Genomic DNA, 15734 nt, shown 5'->3' on the forward strand with positions numbered 1-15734 from the left:
CATCTACTCCTTGTGGGGGTCGCCGGGACGCGGCGACTCATGGGGGGCGGGCTGGGATTCCGCGAGGCCGATGCCGCGCTGGAACGCGGCCATCAGACCCGGGTCGTGCAGGGCGTGTTCCTCGGTCCTGCGGGCCACCGGCTCGTCGCGCAGCTGCGGGACGAGGTGCTCCTGGGCGCGCCGCTTGGGGAGCAGGGGCCTGCCGTCGTCCTCGGCGGGGGGTGCCGGGGGCAGCGGCGAGACCAGGGAGGCCGGCGGGCCCTGGTGGTGTCCGGTGTCGGCCGGACGGTCGGAAACCAGGGGTACGGGGCCGGTGTCCCCGTACCCGCCGGGCCGCTCGGTCGTACGGGGGTACGCGTACGAGCCGGTGGCGGGGGTCTCCTCGTGGCGGGCGGCGGCCCGCTCCGGGGAGGGGGCGGCCGCCGGTGTGCGGGAGGCGGGCGCTCCGTTCGCCTGCGCGGGCACGGGCGCCTGCGGGTGGGACGGGGCGGCGGGGGGCGCCTGGGCCGGTACGGGGGCCGGGTACGGGTCGGGGGCCGGCGCGTGGGACGGGGTCCGCGCGGGGGACGGGGCCGTGATCGCGGGCTGCGCCGGGGGCTGGGGCTGGAGCTGCACCTGGCCGGGCGGGATCGCCGAGGACCCGGCGGTCGCGGCGGCCTGGCGCTCGTGCTGGGCGAGGCCTTCCGGGTCGGCGCCCAGGAGGCCCTGCGGGAGGACGAGCACGGCCTGGACGCCGCCGTAGATGTTGGACTGGAGGCGTACGGCGATGCCGTGCCGCCGGGCGAGCGCCGAGACGACGAAGAGTCCGATGCGGCCGTCCTGGAGCAGGTGCGAGACGTTGACCTGGTCGGGGTCGGCGAGGAGGGCGTTCATCTTGTTCTGCTCGGCGGCGGGCATGCCGAGTCCGCGGTCCTCGACCTCGATCGCGAGGCCCGCCGTGACGTACTGGGCGCGCAGCAGCACGGTGGTGTGCGGCGCGGAGAACAGCGTCGCGTTCTCGACGAGTTCGGCGAGGAGGTGGATGACGTCGGCCACGGCATGGCCCCGGAGCGTACCGTCGATCGGGGGTACGAGCTTCACGCGCGGGTACTGCTCGACCTCGGCGATGGAGGAGCGGAGCACCTCGGTCATGGTGACCGGGTTCGACCACTGGCGGCGGGAGATGGCGCCGCCGAGCACGGCGAGGTTCTCGGCGTGGCGGCGGATGCGGGTGGCCAGGTGGTCGACGTGGAACAGGCCCTTGAGCAGCTCCGGGTCCTCGACCTCGTTCTCCAGTTCGTCGAGGAGCTGGATCTCGCGGTGGACCAGGGACTGGAGGCGCCGGGCGAGGTTGACGAAGACCTCGACCTTCTGTTCGTTCCCGACGCTGCTGGAGAGCCGGGACGCCTGCACGACGGCCGCCACGGAGGCTTCGTGAGAGCGCGTCAGTTCCTGCGCGAGGAGGTCGAATTCGTCACCTGTGGTGGTCGCGGCCGGCGGGGCGGGCCGGGGCGGGATCCCCTCTCCCCTGCGCAGTTGTTCGACGATCGCGCGCAGTTCGCTCTGGCCTCGGGCGCTGGCGCGGCGCAGGGCGTTGCAGCGGTCGAGGACCGCCTTGGCGGCGCGGTCGGCGCCGAGCGCGGCGGCCGCGACGGAAGCGACGGTGAGGGCGGCGGCGCCGGTGAGCGCGGCCCAGAGGCCGGGGGTGGGGGTGGCTCCCGTGGAGCGGATGGTGAAGAGGACGGCCGCCGCGCCGCCGAGGGCCACCGCGACGGCGGGGAGGACCGAGGTGCGCAGGAGCTGTGGACGTATGCGGGCTTCCGCCGGGAGCGGCGCGGGGGGCTGCGCCGTGGGGTTGCTGCCGTTACCGGTGGCGGAGCGGGCGCCCGGCCGGCCGTGCCGCCCGCCCTCGCGTCGGTCGGAACGCGAGGCGGGTGCGCGAAGTTGAGACATGAGTGTCCTTGGTACGTGCCCAGGAGTCGGCGTACTGCGGGGAGCGTGTCGGGGGCGAGCCGGGTGTTCTCCCGGAGGGAATACGGGGATCGTCTGCGGGGGGGGGATGTCTACAGGGATGGGGGGAGCCTACCGATGATCATCAACCACACACTGTAGTCGTCAACCGTTCATGTGCGGTGCGCAGTTGGCAAACTTACCCGTAGTGCGACCCGGTCCGGTATCACCCCTCGGACGACAGGCCGAGAACCGTCGGCCGAAAGCCGCTTCAGTGGCGCGGAGTGACCGCCGCGGAACAGAAACGGAAGCGGGCGGAGGCGTGGAAACGCCTCCGCCCGCCGGACGGCACCCTCTGACCGGAACGCCCCGGACGGCACCGGCGGCGAGCGCCGTGTCACACCGGGTGAGCGCACGGGCTCCCCGCCGCCGACCGCGGGGCCCGGCTCAGGCCGAACAGGCCGGCAGGCCGCCGTGGAAGGCGACCATGTCCGCGAAGAGCTCCTCGATGTCGAGCGGAGCGCCGGGCTCCGCCCCCTGGGCCTCGGCGTAGGCGCGGTGGAGGTTGGGCACCAGGCGCTCGCTGTCGAGGAGTCCGGCGTACGGGCCCAGGTCGGCCTCGCGGGCCGCCTCCAGCGGGGTGAGCCCCGTGGCGATCCCCTTCGCCGCGAGGTCCTGCACGAACCGCAGGTAGTCGGCTCCGGCGTCGAGCACCTCGGGGCCGCCCACCGGGCCGTGTCCGGCGACGACGACGGCGGGGTCCAGGGCGCGCAGCCGGGCGAGCACGTCGAGCGAGCCGGCGACGGAGCCGGTGAGGCAGAACGGGGTGACGCCGGACATGGCGACGTCCCCGGTGAACAGGACGCGCCGGTGGGGCAGCCAGACCACGGTGTCGTTGCGGGTGTGGGCGACGCCGAGGTGCATCAGTTCGACGCGGACGTCGCCGACGTGGAGGGCGAGGGGCTCACGGAAGGTGATGCCGGGGAGCTCCACGGCGACGTCGCCCCAGCAGACGTCCGGCCACAGCGTGGTGAGGTGCAGGCCGGCGAGGGCCATCTCGTCGCGGGTCGCCTCGTGCGCCACGACTACGGCCCGGTCCGTGAAGAAACGGTTTCCGAAGGTGTGGTCGCCGTGCGGGTGGGTGTTGACGACGTACCGGGGCGCGTGCGGCGTCACCGTCGCCACGGCGGCGCGCAGAGCGCGGGCGCGGGCCTCGGTGGCGGCCGTGTCGATCAGGGCGGGCCGGTCGCCGGCGGCGACGAGACCGGCGTTGTTGAGGCACCAGCCGCCGTCGGGCTGGACGTAGGCGTAGACGTCCTCGGCCACCTCGTGCAGACGGGCGGCGGCCGGTGAGTGGTCGGCGGTCACGGCGTTCCTTCGCTCGGTCGTGCGCGGCGGGGCGGCGTCAGCGGGTGGCGGCGGGGGCGCGGACCGGGCCCGCGTCGGGCCGGGCGAACCGGCGGTTGTGGTAGACGAGGGGTTCGGTGCCGCCCTCGTACACGGCCTCGACCCGGCCGACGAGGATGCTGTGGTCACCGCCGTCGAGCACCTCGTGCAGAGTGCAGGCCAGCCGGGCGGTCGCGGCGCGCAGGCCGGGCAGGCCGAACTCGCAGGGCTCCATGGGCGTTCCGGCGAACTTGTCGCCGCCGGAACGGGCGAAGGCCCCGGCGATCGGGACCTGGCCGGTGGACAGGACGTTCACCAGGAAACGGTCGGCGGCGACGAAGGCCGGGTGGCAGGAGGCCGTCTTGGCGGGGCAGACCAGGACGAGGGGCGGGTCGAGGGAGAGGGAGGTGAAGGAACCGGCGGTGAACCCCCAGCGCCGGCCGGTTCCGTCGACGGTGGTCACGACGGTGACCGGGCTGGGGACGTGCGCCATGGTCCGGGTGAACGCGGCGGGGTCGACGGTGGGCAACGGTTCTCCTGACTCTGGGGTGGGCGCCTCCCGGCCGGGTCGCCGCCACGGACGGCGGCCCGGCGGGTGCGGCGGACGCGCGGGACGCGCGGGATGCGCGGCGGGGTCAGGACGCGGCCCGCACCACGATCGCCGAGTTGAAGCCGCCCCGGCCCCGGGCGAGCACGAGCGCCGTCCGGAGGCGGGCGGACCGGGTCCGGACGACCAGGTCGACGGGGCAGTCGGCGGCCGTTTCGGTCACGTTGACGGTGGGCGGGATCACCTGGTCCCGCAGGGCGAGCAGGGCGGCGGCGACGTCGAGGGAGCCGGCGCCCGCCGCGAGCCGGCCCGTCATCGTCTTGGGCGCGGTCACCGGGACGGCCCGGGGGCCGAAGAGGGCGGCGAGCGCCTCGCTCTCCTCCCGGTCGGCCGTGCGGCGGCCGGCCGCGTCGGCGAACACCACGTCGACGTCACCCGGCTCGGCCCCGGCGTCGCGGAGCGCCTGCGCGGCGGCGCGGCCCAGTCCCGGCCCGCCGGGGACGCCCGGGGCCGGGTCGAAGGTGGCGGCGTACCCGGCGATCGTCCCGTACGGGCGGGCGCCGCGGGCGGCGGCGGAGTCCGCGTCCTCCAGGACGAGGAGGGCGCCGCCCTCGCCGACCACGTGTCCGGAGGCGTCGGCGGAGAACGGCAGGTAGGCGCGGTCGGGATCCTCGCCGCCGCTGAGCTCGCCGCCGGCGATGTGGGCCGTCCAGCCCCACGGGCAGAGGGAGGAGTCCACCCCGCCGGTGATCACCAGGCCGACGCCCTTGCGGATCTGGCGGCGCGCCTGGGCGATGGCGTCGAGGCCGCCCGCCTGTTCGGTGACCAGGACGCCGCTGGGGCCGCGCAGGCCGTTGCGGATCGAGATCTGGCCGGTGTTGACCGCGTAGAACCAGGCGAAGGACTGGTACGCGCTGACGAACTGACCGCCCTTGCTCCAGAGGGCCTCCAGTTCGCGCTGTCCGAACTCGAAGCCGCCCGCCGAGCCGGCGGTGACGACTCCCGCGCCGAAGTCCGGCAGGTCGGCCGGGTCGACGCCGGCGTCTTCGAGGGCCTCCTCCGCCGCGACGAGCGCGAGTCGGGTCATGTGGTCGGTCTGGGGCAGCAGCCGACCGGGCAGGTGCGCGGCCGGGTCGAAGTCCTGGACCTCGCCGGCGAGCCTCGCGGGGTAGGGGCCGCCGTCGAAGCGGGTGAGGGGGCGGATGCCGCTGGTGCCGTCGCGGACGGCGTCCCACCACGTCTTCGCGCCCAGGCCGTTGGGCGCGGTGACGCCGATGCCGGTCACGACCGGCGCGGCGGGCGCCGCCGGGGGCACCGGGGCGAGGGGGGCGGCCGGTGCGGTCGGGCCGGTCATGCGGCGGCTCCCAACTGGGGACGGGTGAGGATCATGGCGCTCTGGAAGCCGCCGAAGCCGCTGCCGACGCTGAGGACCGTGTCCACGCGCCGCTCTCGGGCGGTGAGGGGGGTGTAGTCGAGGTCGCAGACCGGGTCGGGCTCGTGCAGGTTGGCCGTCGGCGGCACGGTGTTGTGCTCGATGGCGAGCGCGCTGGCGGCGATCTCCAGGGAGCCGATGGCGCCGAGCGAGTGCCCGATCATCGACTTGATGGAGCTGACCGGGACGTCGTAGGCGTGGGCACCGAGGGTGCGCTTGAACGCCGCGGTCTCGTGCCGGTCATTCTGCTTGGTGCCGGATCCGTGGGCGTTGACGTAGTGGACGGCGGTGGGGTCGAGACGGGCCTCGTCGAGGGCGGCCCTGATCGCCTCGGCCATCTCGACGCCGTCGGGGCGGAGCCCGGTCATGTGATAGGCGTTGCAGCGGCTGGCGAAGCCGGAAATCTCGGCGTACACGTGGGCACCTCGGCGACGGGCGCTCTCCCACTCCTCCAGGACGAGGACGGCGGAGCCCTCGCCGAGGACGAAGCCGTTGCGCGTGGCGTCGAACGGACGGGAGGCGGTCTCCGCCTCGTCGTTGCGCGGTGTGGTGGCCTTGATGGCGTCGAAGCAGGCGACGGTGATGGGGGAGATCGGGGCTTCGGTGGCACCGGTGACCATCACGTCGGCGCTGCCCTCGCGGATCAGCTCGACGGCGTGGCCGACGGAGTCGAGTCCCGAGGTGCAGCCGGTGGAGACGAGCGAGACGGGCCCCTGGACCCCGACGCGCCGGGCGACCTCGGCGGCCACCGAACTCGGCACGAAGTAGTCGAAGAGGTGCGGTACGGCGAGGGTGTGGTCCACGTGCCAGGTGCTGCCGCCGCGGCTGACGTTGTTGTACTCCGTGTCGAGCCCCATGGTGCAGCCGACGGCGCTGCCGAGCGTCACGCCGGTCCGCGTGGGGTCGAGGGCGGCGAGTTCGAGTCCGCTGTCGCGCACGGCCTCGTCCGCGGCGACGAGGGCGAACTGGGCGGATCGGTCCAGCCGTTCGGCGTCCTCGGCGCCCAGGCCGTGGTCGAGGGGGTGGAAGTCCGCCTCCGCGGCGATCCGGGAGCGGAAGGAGGAGGCGTCGAAGAGGCTGATGGGGCGGGTGGCGGTCTTCCCGGCGGTGAGCAGGGACCAGAACTGCGCGGTGCCCACGCCCCCGGGTGCGACCACGCCGATTCCGGTGATGACGACGCGTCGGCTCATGAGGTGTCCTTCACGGTGAGTCTCTCTCGGTGCGGTTCGAGGGTCGGTGCGTCGGGGGTCGGTGGGTCAGGGGTCGGGGGTCGGCGGTCGGTGCGTCGGGGGTCGGTGGGTTCGGGGGCCGGTGCGGTCCGGTCACGCCCCGGGTCCGGCCGCCCGGTTCCGCACCGCCGTGCGGAACGAGTCGGCGACCCCGAGGACGTCCTCGTCCGTGAGCCCCGGGTGCAGGGGCAGGCAGAGCGTGCGCTCGGAGGCCCAGTCGGTCGAGGGCAGCTCCCCGCCGGTGTGCCCGTAGGCGGGGACCTTGTGCAGGGGGGCGTAGCGGAACGTGGTGTAGATGTCGTCGGCGAGCAGGTCGCCGGCCACCCGGTCGCGCAGCCCCGGGGGGAGCTGGACCCAGTAGAAGTAGTGGGTGGACTCGTGGCCCTCCGGCAGGGGCGGCGGGGTGAGCACCCCGTCGAGTCCGGCGAGCCGCTCGTCGTACAGTGCGACGATCTCCCGGCGGCGGGCGATCATGTCGGGGAGCCTACGCAACTGTACGGAGCCGATGGCGGCAGTCAGGTCGTTGCCGATGACCCGGCGCCCGGGCTCGGGGATGTCCAGCTCCCACCAGCGCGGCGAGACCCTGGCGTGCCCGATGCCGCTGGGCTGGGCCAGGCCGTGGTAGGCGAGCCGGCGGACCCGGGCGGCCTGCTCGGCGTCGCGCACGTACACCATGCCGCCGTCGCCGGTGACGAGGACCTTCATGGCGTCGAAGCTCCACATGGCGAAGTCGCCGAAGGTGCCGACGGCCCTGCCCTCGACCCGGGAGGCGACCGAACAGGCGGCGTCCTCCACGAGGACGACGCCCCGGGCGCGGCACAGGTCGGCGATGGCGGCGACGTCCCCCGGGTAGCCGCCGTAGTGCAGGACGACCACGGCCCGGGTGCGGTCGGTGAGGACGCGTTCGACGTCCTCGGCGGAGGGGTTCAGCGTGCGCGGGTCGACGTCGCAGAAGACCGGCGTACCGCCCTGGTCCAGGATCGCGTTCGGCGCGGCGAGGAAGCTCGGCGAGGGCAGGACCACCTCGTCGCCGGGCTTGAGGTCCAGCGCCTCCATGGCCAGGAACAGGCCGGCCGTGCCGGAGTTCACGAAGACCACGTGGTCCGCGGACACGCCCAGGTGGGCCGCGAACTCCGCCTCGAACGCCTTGGTGCGCGGCCCGTGGCCGAGCCAGTGGTCCCGGAAGACCCCGGCCACCGCTTCGAGTTCCTCGGCGCCGACCTGAGGTTGGAAGAGATTGATCACAGCCGCCCCTCACATCCCGATGTCGGCGTCGAGCTTGGGAACGTCCGCTCGATCCTCGATCGAGCGGCGGTCGGGGACGGTTCCGCGCGGCGGATCCCGAGTCCCCTTCGAGTACTGCTCAAGGGCCGGAAACAACTCTTCGCCTGCGAGCCGGGGTACGGCACCGCGGTGCCCCGCCCGCCACGGACCAGCCTTCCGAACCAGAGCCGTCGAGGAGAACCGATGCCGGATCAGGACAGCCAACACGAGCGGGTCGCCGTGGTCACGGGTGCCACCAGCGGAATCGGGCTGGAGTCCGCCCGGGTCCTCGCGGCGTCCGGTCACCGGGTGTTCATCGGGGCGCGGGACGCGGACCGGGTCGCCGGGACGGTCGGACTGCTCCGCGACGAGGGGTTCGAGGTCGACGGCACCGCCCTGGACGTCCGGGACAACGACAGCGTGCACGCCTGGGTGCGGGCCGCGGTGGAGCGGTTCGGCACGGTCGACGTGGTGGTCAACAACGCCGGCCGGTCGGGCGGCGGTGTCACCGCGGACATCACCGACGAGCTGTGGGAGGACGTCATCGAGACCAATCTGAACAGCGTCTTCCGGGTGACCCGCGAGGTGCTGAACGCGGGCGGCATGCGGAGCAAGAGCAGGGGCCGAATCATCAACATCGCCTCGACCGCCGGCAAGCAGGGCGTGGTCCTGGGCGCCCCCTACTCCGCCTCCAAGCACGGCGTCGTCGGCTTCACCAAGGCGCTCGGCAACGAGCTCGCCCCGACCGGGATCACCGTCAACGCGGTCTGCCCCGGCTACGTGGAGACGCCCATGGCCCAGCGGGTGCGGCAGGGCTACGCGGCGGCGTACGAGACGACGGAGGAGGCCGTCCACGAGAAGTTCCGGGCCAAGATCCCGCTCGGCCGCTACTCCACGCCGCAGGAGGTGGCGGGCCTGGTCGGCTACCTCGCCTCGGACACCGCCGGGTCCATCACCTCGCAGGCCCTCAACGTGTGCGGCGGCCTCGGCAACTTCTGACCGTCCCGCCCTCCACCCCCTCGAGCCAAGGAGCGCCACCATGACCCAGTCCGGAGCACGTGAAGTGGAGCACGAGATCGACATCGCGGCGCCGCCCGCCGCCGTGTACCGGCTCATCGCGGACGTGACCAACTGGCCGCGGATCTTCCCGCCGACCATCCACGTCGACCGCGAGGCGCGCGGAGAGCGCGAGGAGCGGATCCGCATCTGGGCGACCGCCAACGGCGAGGCGAAGAACTGGACGTCACTGCGCACCCTGGACCCGGAGGGCCTGCGGATCACGTTCCGGCAGGAGGTGTCCGCTCCCCCGGTCGCCTCGATGGGCGGTACGTGGATCATCGAGCCGCTCGGCTCCGGCGAGGGGTCGCGGGTGCGGCTGCTGCACGACTACCGGGCCGTGGACGACGACCCGGAGGGCCTGGCCTGGATCGACCGGGCCGTCGACGGGAACTCGCGCGCGGAGCTCGCCGCGCTGAAGGAGAACGTCGAGCTCGCGCACGCCGCGGAGGACGTGACCTTCTCCTTCGAGGACTCGGTGCGGATCGACGGGGCGGCGAAGGACGCGTACGCGTTCGTCGACGAGGCCGGACTCTGGTCCGAGCGGCTGCCGCACGTGGCCTCGGTACGGCTCACGGAGGACACCCCCGGGCTCCAGGAGCTGGTGATGGACACCAGGGCGAAGGACGGCTCGACGCACACCACGGCCTCCTACCGGGTGACGTTCCCGCACCACCGCATCGCGTACAAGCAGACGACGCTGCCGGCCCTGATGACCCTGCACACCGGCTGCTGGACGTTCACCGAGGACGACGAGGGCACCGTCGCCTCCTCGCAGCACACCGTGACGATCAACACGGAGAACATCGCGCGGGTCCTCGGACCCGAGGCCACCGCCGGGGACGCCCGACGGTACGTGCACGAGGCCCTCAGCACCAACAGCAGGGCGACCCTCGGACACGCCAAGCGGTTCGCCGAGCAGCGGGCGGGCCGGTGAGCGGGGCGCGGGAACCGGGGACGCCGCGGGTCTGGTTCGTCACGGGCGCCTCGCGCGGACTCGGCCGGGCGGTCACCGAGAGCCTGCTCGACCGCGGGGAGCGGGTGGTGGCCACCGCGCGGTCGGTGTCCTCCCTCGACGACCTGGCCGAGAAGTACGGCGACCGCGTCCTGCCGACGGCGCTGGACGTCACCGACCGCGCCGCCGTGTTCGCGGTGGTGGCCGAGGCCGCCGAACGGGCGGGCCGGATCGACGTGGTGCTCAACAACGCGGGGTACGGGCTGGCCGGAGCCGTCGAGGAGGTCTCCGAGCGGCAGGTGCGCGAGCAGTTCGACGTGAACTTCTTCGGCGCGCTGTGGGTGACCCAGGCCGTGCTGCCTGTGCTGCGGCGCCAGGGCTCCGGGCACGTCCTCCAGATGTCGAGCATCGCGGGCGTCACCACCTACCCGAACCTCGGCGCGTACTGCGCGAGCAAGTGGGCGCTCGAAGCGGCGAGCGAGGCCCTGGCGCAGGAGGTCGCCGGCTTCGGGATACGGGTGACCCTGGTCGAGGCGGGCGAGTTCCGCACCGACTGGAGCGCGGGCAGCATGGTCCGGGCCACCCCGAAGAGCGCCTACGACTCCGTGCTCGCCAAGCGTCGGCACGGCCTGTCGGGCGCCTACGCGCACCTGCAGCCGGGCGACCCCGGCCGGGTGGGCGCGGCGCTGCTGGCCCTGGTCGGAGCCGAGGCGCCGCCGCTGCGGGTACTGCTGGGCGGCGGGGCGGCCGAACTGGCCCCGGCCGTGCTGCGCGGCCGGCTCGCCGAGTGGGAGGAGTGGCGGGAGCTCGCCGCCACGACGGACGCCCCTCCCGGATCCCCGGCATGACCGCGCCGCTCCTCCGCACCGCCGCGAGCGAATCCGCCGGGTCCGCCGGGCCCACGGCGTCCGCGGTGTTCCCGATCGCCGCGGGCGGGACGCTCCCCCGCACCGCGGCGGCCTCCGGGTCCCTCCCCGTCGCGGACGCCGTCGCGGACGGGACTCCGCATCGCTCCCGGCTGCTCGCGGCGTTCGCGGGGCTGCGCCCCGTGCTGCTCGGCTCGTACGCGCTGGCCCAGGCGATCGCGACGTCCTGGGCCGCCCTCGGGCACGCCCGGGCCGCTCCGCCGCCGCCGGGGGACCACGCCTGGTGGCACGGCGCCGGACCGGTGCCGCCGGAGACGCCGGGTGCGGGACTCTTCCTGGCCCTGCTCACCGTGGCCTTCTACCTGACGCTGCCGGTCCTGGCATTGCTCGCGCGCGGGCTGCGCCGCCGTCACGCGCGGGGCCGGGACGCGCGGGCGGGGGCGGCCCTGTCGTTCGCCGCCGCGTCGACGGCGGCCGCTGCCGCCGTGTTCCTTCCGGTGGCCGCCCTCGCCACGGCCCTCGGGCCGGCGGGACCGGCCGTGTGGACCGCCGGGGTCGGCGACCTGCCGAACGTCCTGCGGCTGTGCGCCTCGGTCGCGCTCGTGCTCGCGGTGGTCGCCGGGGCGCCGTGGGGGACGCCCTCCGGCCCCGGCACACCCGGTCGGTCCGTCGATCCCGACGGGCCGCCTTCCCTCCGAAGATAGGCTGTTGATGCTGAACCGTCGCACCGCACTCAAGACCGCGGCCGCCGCTGGCGCCGTCGCCCTGTTCCCCTGGGACCGGATCACGGGCTCCGGTGCTCCGGGCGCCCACGCGTCCGTCACCGCCGATCCGGCTCCGACCACCCCGTTCCTCCACGCCATGCCCGTGCCGAAGGTCCTCACGCCGGTCTCCGCGACGGCCGCGTCGCAGCGGTACGAACTGCGGATGCGGGAGGCGCAGGTCGAGATCGTGAAGGGCCTCACCTCCACCGCCCGGACGTACGACGGCGCCTTCCCGGGCCCCACCATCCAGGCCGAGCGGGGACGCGAGGTCGTCGTCCGGCAGGTCAACGAGCTGGCTGTGGACACGGCGGTGCACCTGCACGGCGGCCACGTGCGGTCCGAGCACGACGGGCTGCCGATGGACACCGTCGCGCCCGGTGCCGAGCGCACCTACCGCTACCCGAACGCGCAGCGGGCGGCGTCGCTCTGGTATCACGACCACGCGCACCACCTGGAGGCGGAGAACGTCTACCTGGGGCTGCACGGCCTGTACCTGCTGAGCGACCGCCACGAGCGGGCGCTGCCGCTGCCCTCGGGGGCGTACGACGTCCCCCTGGTCATCAGGGACGCGCGCGTGGAGGCGGACGGGACGCTGCGCTACACCCGGCCCTCGGACTGCCCGCACATGCTGGTGAACGGCAAGGAGCGGCCGTACTTCAAGGTGGCCGCTCGCAGGTACCGGCTGCGGATCTACAACGCCTGCGCGAACCGGTACGTGAAGCTCCGCTTCGCGGACGGCGCCGAGTTCACCCAGATCGGCACGGACGGCGGCCTCCTGGAGCGACCGGTCACGCGCACCGAACTGGTGATGCTGGGCGGTGAGCGGGCCGAGATCGTCGTGGACTTCGCCCGTTACGGGGCGGGCCGTTCGGTCGTCCTGGAGAACACCGGGGCGCAGCCGTCGGAGCGTCCCGAGGTGCTGCGCTTCGACGTGACGCATCCGGTCGCCGACACCAGCTGGGTGCCCGCCCGGCTCGCCCCGGAACCGGACCCGCTGCCGACGCCCACCGTCGAGCGGGACTTCGAGCTGCGCACCTTCCCGGCCATGACGATCAACGGCCTGTCGTACGACCCCGCCCGGGTGGACGTCACCGCCCGGCTGGGCGCCACCGAGGTGTGGACGATCAGGAACGTCGACGTGCCGGCCGCGCCGGGCGCCCCGGACTTCCACCTGTGGCACAGCTTCCACACCCACCTGGCGTACTTCCGGGTCCTGGAGCGCAACGGGGCGCCGATCGGCGTCCGGGACACGGGCCTGAAGGACACCGTGGCGCTCGGCCCCGGCGAATCGGTGCGGATCGCCATGACCTGGGGCCCGTACACCGGCCAGTACGTGTACCACTGCCACCAGCTCGGCCACTCCTCCGGTGGGCAGATGGGACGCATCGACGTCGTCGCCTGACCGGCGCCGACGGGCCGCGCCGGGGTCCCGTGACGGGATCCCGGCGCGGCCGTGCGCTCAGTCCCGGAGGGTGGTGACGGTGCCGTCCTTCCCGTAGGCGCGCATCCGCTCGACGAACAGCTCCCGGTCCCGCACCTCGTCGATCCGGTCGAGAAGCCGGTCGAGGTCGTCGTGGACCGAGAGGTAACGGCCGTGGAGGGCGTCGTAGCGGCCGGTGGCGAGGGCGGCGACCAGGCGGCCGCTCTCCTCGGCCGGGGTCCAGTCGTGGTCGGGGAAGCGGGCGGCGAAGGGCTCGGTCATCCGGGTCCGCACCGACCCGGGGTTAATCGCGAAGGTCCGTACGCCGGTGGCCCCGGCCGCGTCGAGCGAGAGGCCGAGGGACTCGGTGAGCCGGATCCGGGCGGCCTTGGTGAACTGGTAGGCGGTGAGCGGGTACGGCAGGGCGCCGAGGTCACTGGAGACGGTGACGATCCGGCCGCGGCCCGCGGCGACCATTCCGGGCAGCACCGCACGGGCGCAGACCAGCGGACCGCGGACGTTGACCTCGACGGTGTGCCACCAGGCGTCGAGGTCGGCCTCCCACAGCGGCGGTTCGTCGAGGGTGTGGACGGCCGCGTTGTTGACGAGCAGGGTCACCGCTCCGAAGCGCCCGGCGGTCTCCTCGACGACGCGGGCGACGGCCTCCCCGTCGGTGACGTCGGCGGGGGCGACGAGCACCCGGGAGCGGTGCTCGCCGGCCAGTTCCTCGGTACGGGCCAGCTCCTCGCGGGTCCGGGCGAGCGCCACGACCCGGGCGCCGTCGCGGACGAGGGCGAGGGCGATCGCCCGGCCGATGCCCCGTCCGGCTCCGGTCACCAGCGCCACGTGGTCCGACAGGGTCATGGGTTTCCTCCAGGGGTCGGGCGGCGCGGGTTCAACGCGCCGCGAGCCGGGGCCGCGCGACGGGCGCGGGGGCGACGCGGCGGTGGATGTCGAGCGCCGCCGCGGAGCGGTTCAGGGTGATGTAGTGCAGTCCGGGGGCGCCCTCGTCGAGGAGGCGCCGCGCCATCGCCGTGGCGTGGTCGACCCCGATCCGGTGGCCGGCGGCGGGGTCGTCGCGGGCCGCTTCGAGGCGCCGGGCGAGGTCCGCGGGAAAGGCGGCGCCGCTCAGCGCGGCGAAGCGGGCGATCTGCCGGACGTCGGTGGCCGGCATGATCTCGGGGATGATCGGGGTGTCGCAGCCGGCGGTGGCGACCCGGTCCCGCAGCCGCAGGTAGTCCTCGGGATCGAAGAACATCTGGGTGACGGCGTAGTCGGCTCCGGCCCTGCACTTGGCCACGAAGTGCCGGACGTCGCTGTCCCAGTCCGGGGAGCGCGGGTGCCGTTCGGGGAAGGCGGCGACGCCGACGGTGAAGGCCCCGGACTCCTTGAGGAGCGTGACCAGCTCGTGCGCGTGGCGCAGGCCCCGGGGGTGCGGGGTCCAGGGGCCTGACGGGTCGCCGGGCGGGTCGCCGCGCAGGGCGAGCACGTCGCGGATGCCGGCGTCCGCGTAGCGGCCGATGACGTGGCGGAGTTCGGCGACGGAGTGGCCGACGGCGGTCAGGTGGGCGACCGGGCGGAGGGTGGTCTCGGCGGCGATGCGTTCGGTCAGCCCGACGGTGCGGTCGCGCGACGAGCCCCCGGCGCCGTAGGTGACGGAGACGAACGCGGGGGCGAGGGACTCGACGCGGCGGACCGTCCGCCACAGGGCGCGCAGCCCGGTGTCGGTCTTCGGGGGGAAGAACTCGAAGGAGAAGGAGGGGCCGCCGTCGCCGGAGAAGGGGTTCACCGGCGTTCGTCCGGGACGGGCCCGTCCAGGTGGGGGGCCAGGTCACGGGCGGCGTCGACGCCGTAGGCGCACTCGACGGAGGCCAGCAGGTCGGTGGGGAGCAGCTTGTACTCCTGGGTGCCGACGGACTCCAGGACGACGGTGGCCAGGGCGCAGCCCAGCTGGGCGGCGCGTTCGGCCGGGAGCCCCCAGGATAGGGCGGCGAGGAAGCCCGCCCGCAGCCCGTCGCCGCCGCCGGTCGGGTCGACCACCCGCTGCGGGACGACCGCCGGGACCGGTACGGGCGGTCGGTCGACGGTGAGCAGGCGTACCCCTCCGGCTCCGTGGGTGACGGCCCAGGTGCCGACCCGCCGGAGGACCTCCTCCTCGCTCCAGCCGGTGCGCTCCATGAGGAGGGCGCTCTCGTAGGCGTTGGTGAACAGGTAGCGGGCTCCCTCGACGAGGGACCGGACCTGTTCCGCGTCGAGCCTGGCCAGTTGCTGGGAGGGATCGGCGGCGACCGGGATGCCGAGCCGGTGGGCGGTGGCGGTGTGGCGCAGCATGGCCTCGGGGTCGTCGGCGCCGACCAGGACGAGGTCGAGGGTCCGGCGCCGGTGTGCCTCGGCGAGGTCGATGTGGCGCGCCTCGCTCATCGCACCGGCGTAGAAGGTGGCGATCTGGTTGTGCTCCTCGTCGGTCGTGCACACGAACCGGGCGGTGTGCAGGGCGTCGCTGACCCGCACGCCGGAGGTGTCGACGCCCGCGCCCGCCAGCCACCTTCCGTACTCGGCGAAGTCGACGCCGGCCGCGCCGACGAGCAGCGGGCGCAGGCCCAGGCGGGCGAGGCCGAAAGAGATGTTGGCGCCGACGCCGCCGCGGCGGACCTCCAGCCGGTCGGCGAGGAAGGACAGGGAGACCGCCGCGAGGCGGCCTTCGAGGAGCTGGTCCGCGAAGCGGCCGGGGAACACCATGAGGTGGTCGGTCGCGATGGACCCGGTGACGGCGATGCGCATGTCAGGCTCCCGCGGCCTTCTTGAGGGCGTCGACGCGGTCGGTGCGCTCCCAGGTGAAGTCGGGCAGCTCGCGGCCGAAGTGGCCGTAGGCGGCGGTCTGGGAGTA

14 protein-coding genes are annotated in these 15734 nt (G+C 74.3%); 5 read left to right on the top strand and 9 right to left on the bottom strand.

What is annotated here, in order from left to right; translation table 11 throughout:
• Positions 1 to 3 precede the first annotated feature (3 nt).
• From ACIP5O_RS32425 to ACIP5O_RS32450, 6 genes are all read right to left on the bottom strand, one after another.
• The gene (locus ACIP5O_RS32425; RefSeq protein WP_401300001.1) at positions 4 to 1932 is read right to left on the bottom strand and encodes an ATP-binding protein; all 1929 of its coding nucleotides are present in this window, start codon (positions 1930 to 1932) and stop codon (positions 4 to 6) included.
• 444 nt (positions 1933 to 2376) lie between these two features.
• The gene (locus ACIP5O_RS32430) at positions 2377 to 3297 is read right to left on the bottom strand and encodes an MBL fold metallo-hydrolase (RefSeq protein ID WP_401300004.1); all 921 of its coding nucleotides are present in this window, start codon (positions 3295 to 3297) and stop codon (positions 2377 to 2379) included.
• 37 nt (positions 3298 to 3334) lie between these two features.
• Positions 3335 to 3844 carry a flavin reductase family protein gene (locus ACIP5O_RS32435; protein ID WP_401300006.1) on the bottom strand — a complete coding sequence of 170 codons (510 nt, stop codon included), beginning with the start codon at positions 3842 to 3844 and terminating at the stop codon, positions 3335 to 3337.
• A 106-nt stretch (positions 3845 to 3950) separates the two neighbouring features.
• Positions 3951 to 5216 carry a ketosynthase chain-length factor gene (locus tag ACIP5O_RS32440; RefSeq protein ID WP_401300009.1) on the bottom strand — a complete coding sequence of 422 codons (1266 nt, stop codon included), beginning with the start codon at positions 5214 to 5216 and terminating at the stop codon, positions 3951 to 3953.
• Positions 5213 to 6484, bottom strand: a complete 1272-nt coding sequence (locus tag ACIP5O_RS32445) for a beta-ketoacyl-[acyl-carrier-protein] synthase family protein (RefSeq protein ID WP_401300012.1) — start codon at positions 6482 to 6484, stop codon at positions 5213 to 5215. Before ACIP5O_RS32445 ends, ACIP5O_RS32440 begins: the two co-directional genes overlap by 4 nt.
• Positions 6485 to 6616: 132 nt before the next feature.
• Positions 6617 to 7768, bottom strand: coding sequence for a DegT/DnrJ/EryC1/StrS family aminotransferase (locus tag ACIP5O_RS32450; RefSeq protein WP_401300015.1), 1152 nt, complete (start codon positions 7766 to 7768; stop codon positions 6617 to 6619).
• Positions 7769 to 7990: 222 nt separating this feature from the next.
• On the opposite strand from ACIP5O_RS32450, the gene ACIP5O_RS32455 reads away from it, so the two are divergent.
• Genes ACIP5O_RS32455 through ACIP5O_RS32475 form a run of 5 tightly spaced genes read left to right on the top strand, consistent with a single transcriptional unit; the run spans position 7991 to position 12829 of the window.
• The gene (locus ACIP5O_RS32455) at positions 7991 to 8785 is read left to right on the top strand and encodes an SDR family NAD(P)-dependent oxidoreductase (protein WP_401300017.1); all 795 of its coding nucleotides are present in this window, start codon (positions 7991 to 7993) and stop codon (positions 8783 to 8785) included.
• Positions 8786 to 8825: 40 nt separating this feature from the next.
• The gene (locus ACIP5O_RS32460) at positions 8826 to 9779 is read left to right on the top strand and encodes an aromatase/cyclase (RefSeq protein ID WP_401300020.1); all 954 of its coding nucleotides are present in this window, start codon (positions 8826 to 8828) and stop codon (positions 9777 to 9779) included.
• Complete coding sequence (locus tag ACIP5O_RS32465; RefSeq protein ID WP_401300022.1) at positions 9776 to 10645, top strand: oxidoreductase; 870 nt, start codon at positions 9776 to 9778, stop codon at positions 10643 to 10645. Before ACIP5O_RS32460 ends, ACIP5O_RS32465 begins: the two co-directional genes overlap by 4 nt.
• Complete coding sequence (locus ACIP5O_RS32470; RefSeq protein ID WP_401300025.1) at positions 10642 to 11367, top strand: hypothetical protein; 726 nt, start codon at positions 10642 to 10644, stop codon at positions 11365 to 11367. Before ACIP5O_RS32465 ends, ACIP5O_RS32470 begins: the two co-directional genes overlap by 4 nt.
• A 7-nt stretch (positions 11368 to 11374) precedes the next feature.
• A complete protein-coding gene (locus tag ACIP5O_RS32475; RefSeq protein WP_401300028.1) occupies positions 11375 to 12829 on the top strand; it encodes a multicopper oxidase family protein in 1455 nt (484 codons plus the stop codon).
• A gap of 57 nt (positions 12830 to 12886) precedes the next feature.
• Here the strand turns inward: ACIP5O_RS32475 and ACIP5O_RS32480 are convergent, their stop codons facing one another.
• The 3 genes from ACIP5O_RS32480 to ACIP5O_RS32490 are packed head-to-tail and all read right to left on the bottom strand — an operon-like array spanning position 12887 to position 15628.
• Positions 12887 to 13711, bottom strand: coding sequence for an SDR family NAD(P)-dependent oxidoreductase (locus ACIP5O_RS32480; protein ID WP_401300031.1), 825 nt, complete (start codon positions 13709 to 13711; stop codon positions 12887 to 12889).
• 31 nt (positions 13712 to 13742) lie between these two features.
• Positions 13743 to 14636, bottom strand: a complete 894-nt coding sequence (gene metF, locus ACIP5O_RS32485) for a methylenetetrahydrofolate reductase [NAD(P)H] (protein ID WP_401300034.1) — start codon at positions 14634 to 14636, stop codon at positions 13743 to 13745.
• Entirely contained in the window at positions 14633 to 15628 is a 996-nt protein-coding gene (locus ACIP5O_RS32490; protein WP_401300037.1) for a carbohydrate kinase family protein, read from the bottom strand. Before ACIP5O_RS32490 ends, metF begins: the two co-directional genes overlap by 4 nt.
• Positions 15629 to 15734: the final 106 nt, after the last annotated feature.

It is taken from the genome of Streptomyces sp. NPDC088915 (assembly GCF_044749825.1).
Taxonomy (GTDB): domain Bacteria; phylum Actinomycetota; class Actinomycetes; order Streptomycetales; family Streptomycetaceae; genus Streptomyces.

What these genes read in the sequence shown, in the direction of transcription:
- ACIP5O_RS32425 (WP_401300001.1), bottom strand. Translation starts at nt 1,932, where the DNA reads ATGTCTCAACTTCGCGCACCCGCCTCGCGTTCCGACCGACGCGAGGGC.
- ACIP5O_RS32480 (WP_401300031.1), bottom strand. Translation starts at nt 13,711, where the DNA reads ATGACCCTGTCGGACCACGTGGCGCTGGTGACCGGAGCCGGACGGGGC.
- ACIP5O_RS32470 (WP_401300025.1), top strand. Translation starts at nt 10,642, where the DNA reads ATGACCGCGCCGCTCCTCCGCACCGCCGCGAGCGAATCCGCCGGGTCC.
- ACIP5O_RS32445 (WP_401300012.1), bottom strand. Translation starts at nt 6,484, where the DNA reads ATGAGCCGACGCGTCGTCATCACCGGAATCGGCGTGGTCGCACCCGGG.
- ACIP5O_RS32460 (WP_401300020.1), top strand. Translation starts at nt 8,826, where the DNA reads ATGACCCAGTCCGGAGCACGTGAAGTGGAGCACGAGATCGACATCGCG.
- ACIP5O_RS32455 (WP_401300017.1), top strand. Translation starts at nt 7,991, where the DNA reads ATGCCGGATCAGGACAGCCAACACGAGCGGGTCGCCGTGGTCACGGGT.
- ACIP5O_RS32490 (WP_401300037.1), bottom strand. Translation starts at nt 15,628, where the DNA reads ATGCGCATCGCCGTCACCGGGTCCATCGCGACCGACCACCTCATGGTG.
- ACIP5O_RS32440 (WP_401300009.1), bottom strand. Translation starts at nt 5,216, where the DNA reads ATGACCGGCCCGACCGCACCGGCCGCCCCCCTCGCCCCGGTGCCCCCG.
- ACIP5O_RS32475 (WP_401300028.1), top strand. Translation starts at nt 11,375, where the DNA reads ATGCTGAACCGTCGCACCGCACTCAAGACCGCGGCCGCCGCTGGCGCC.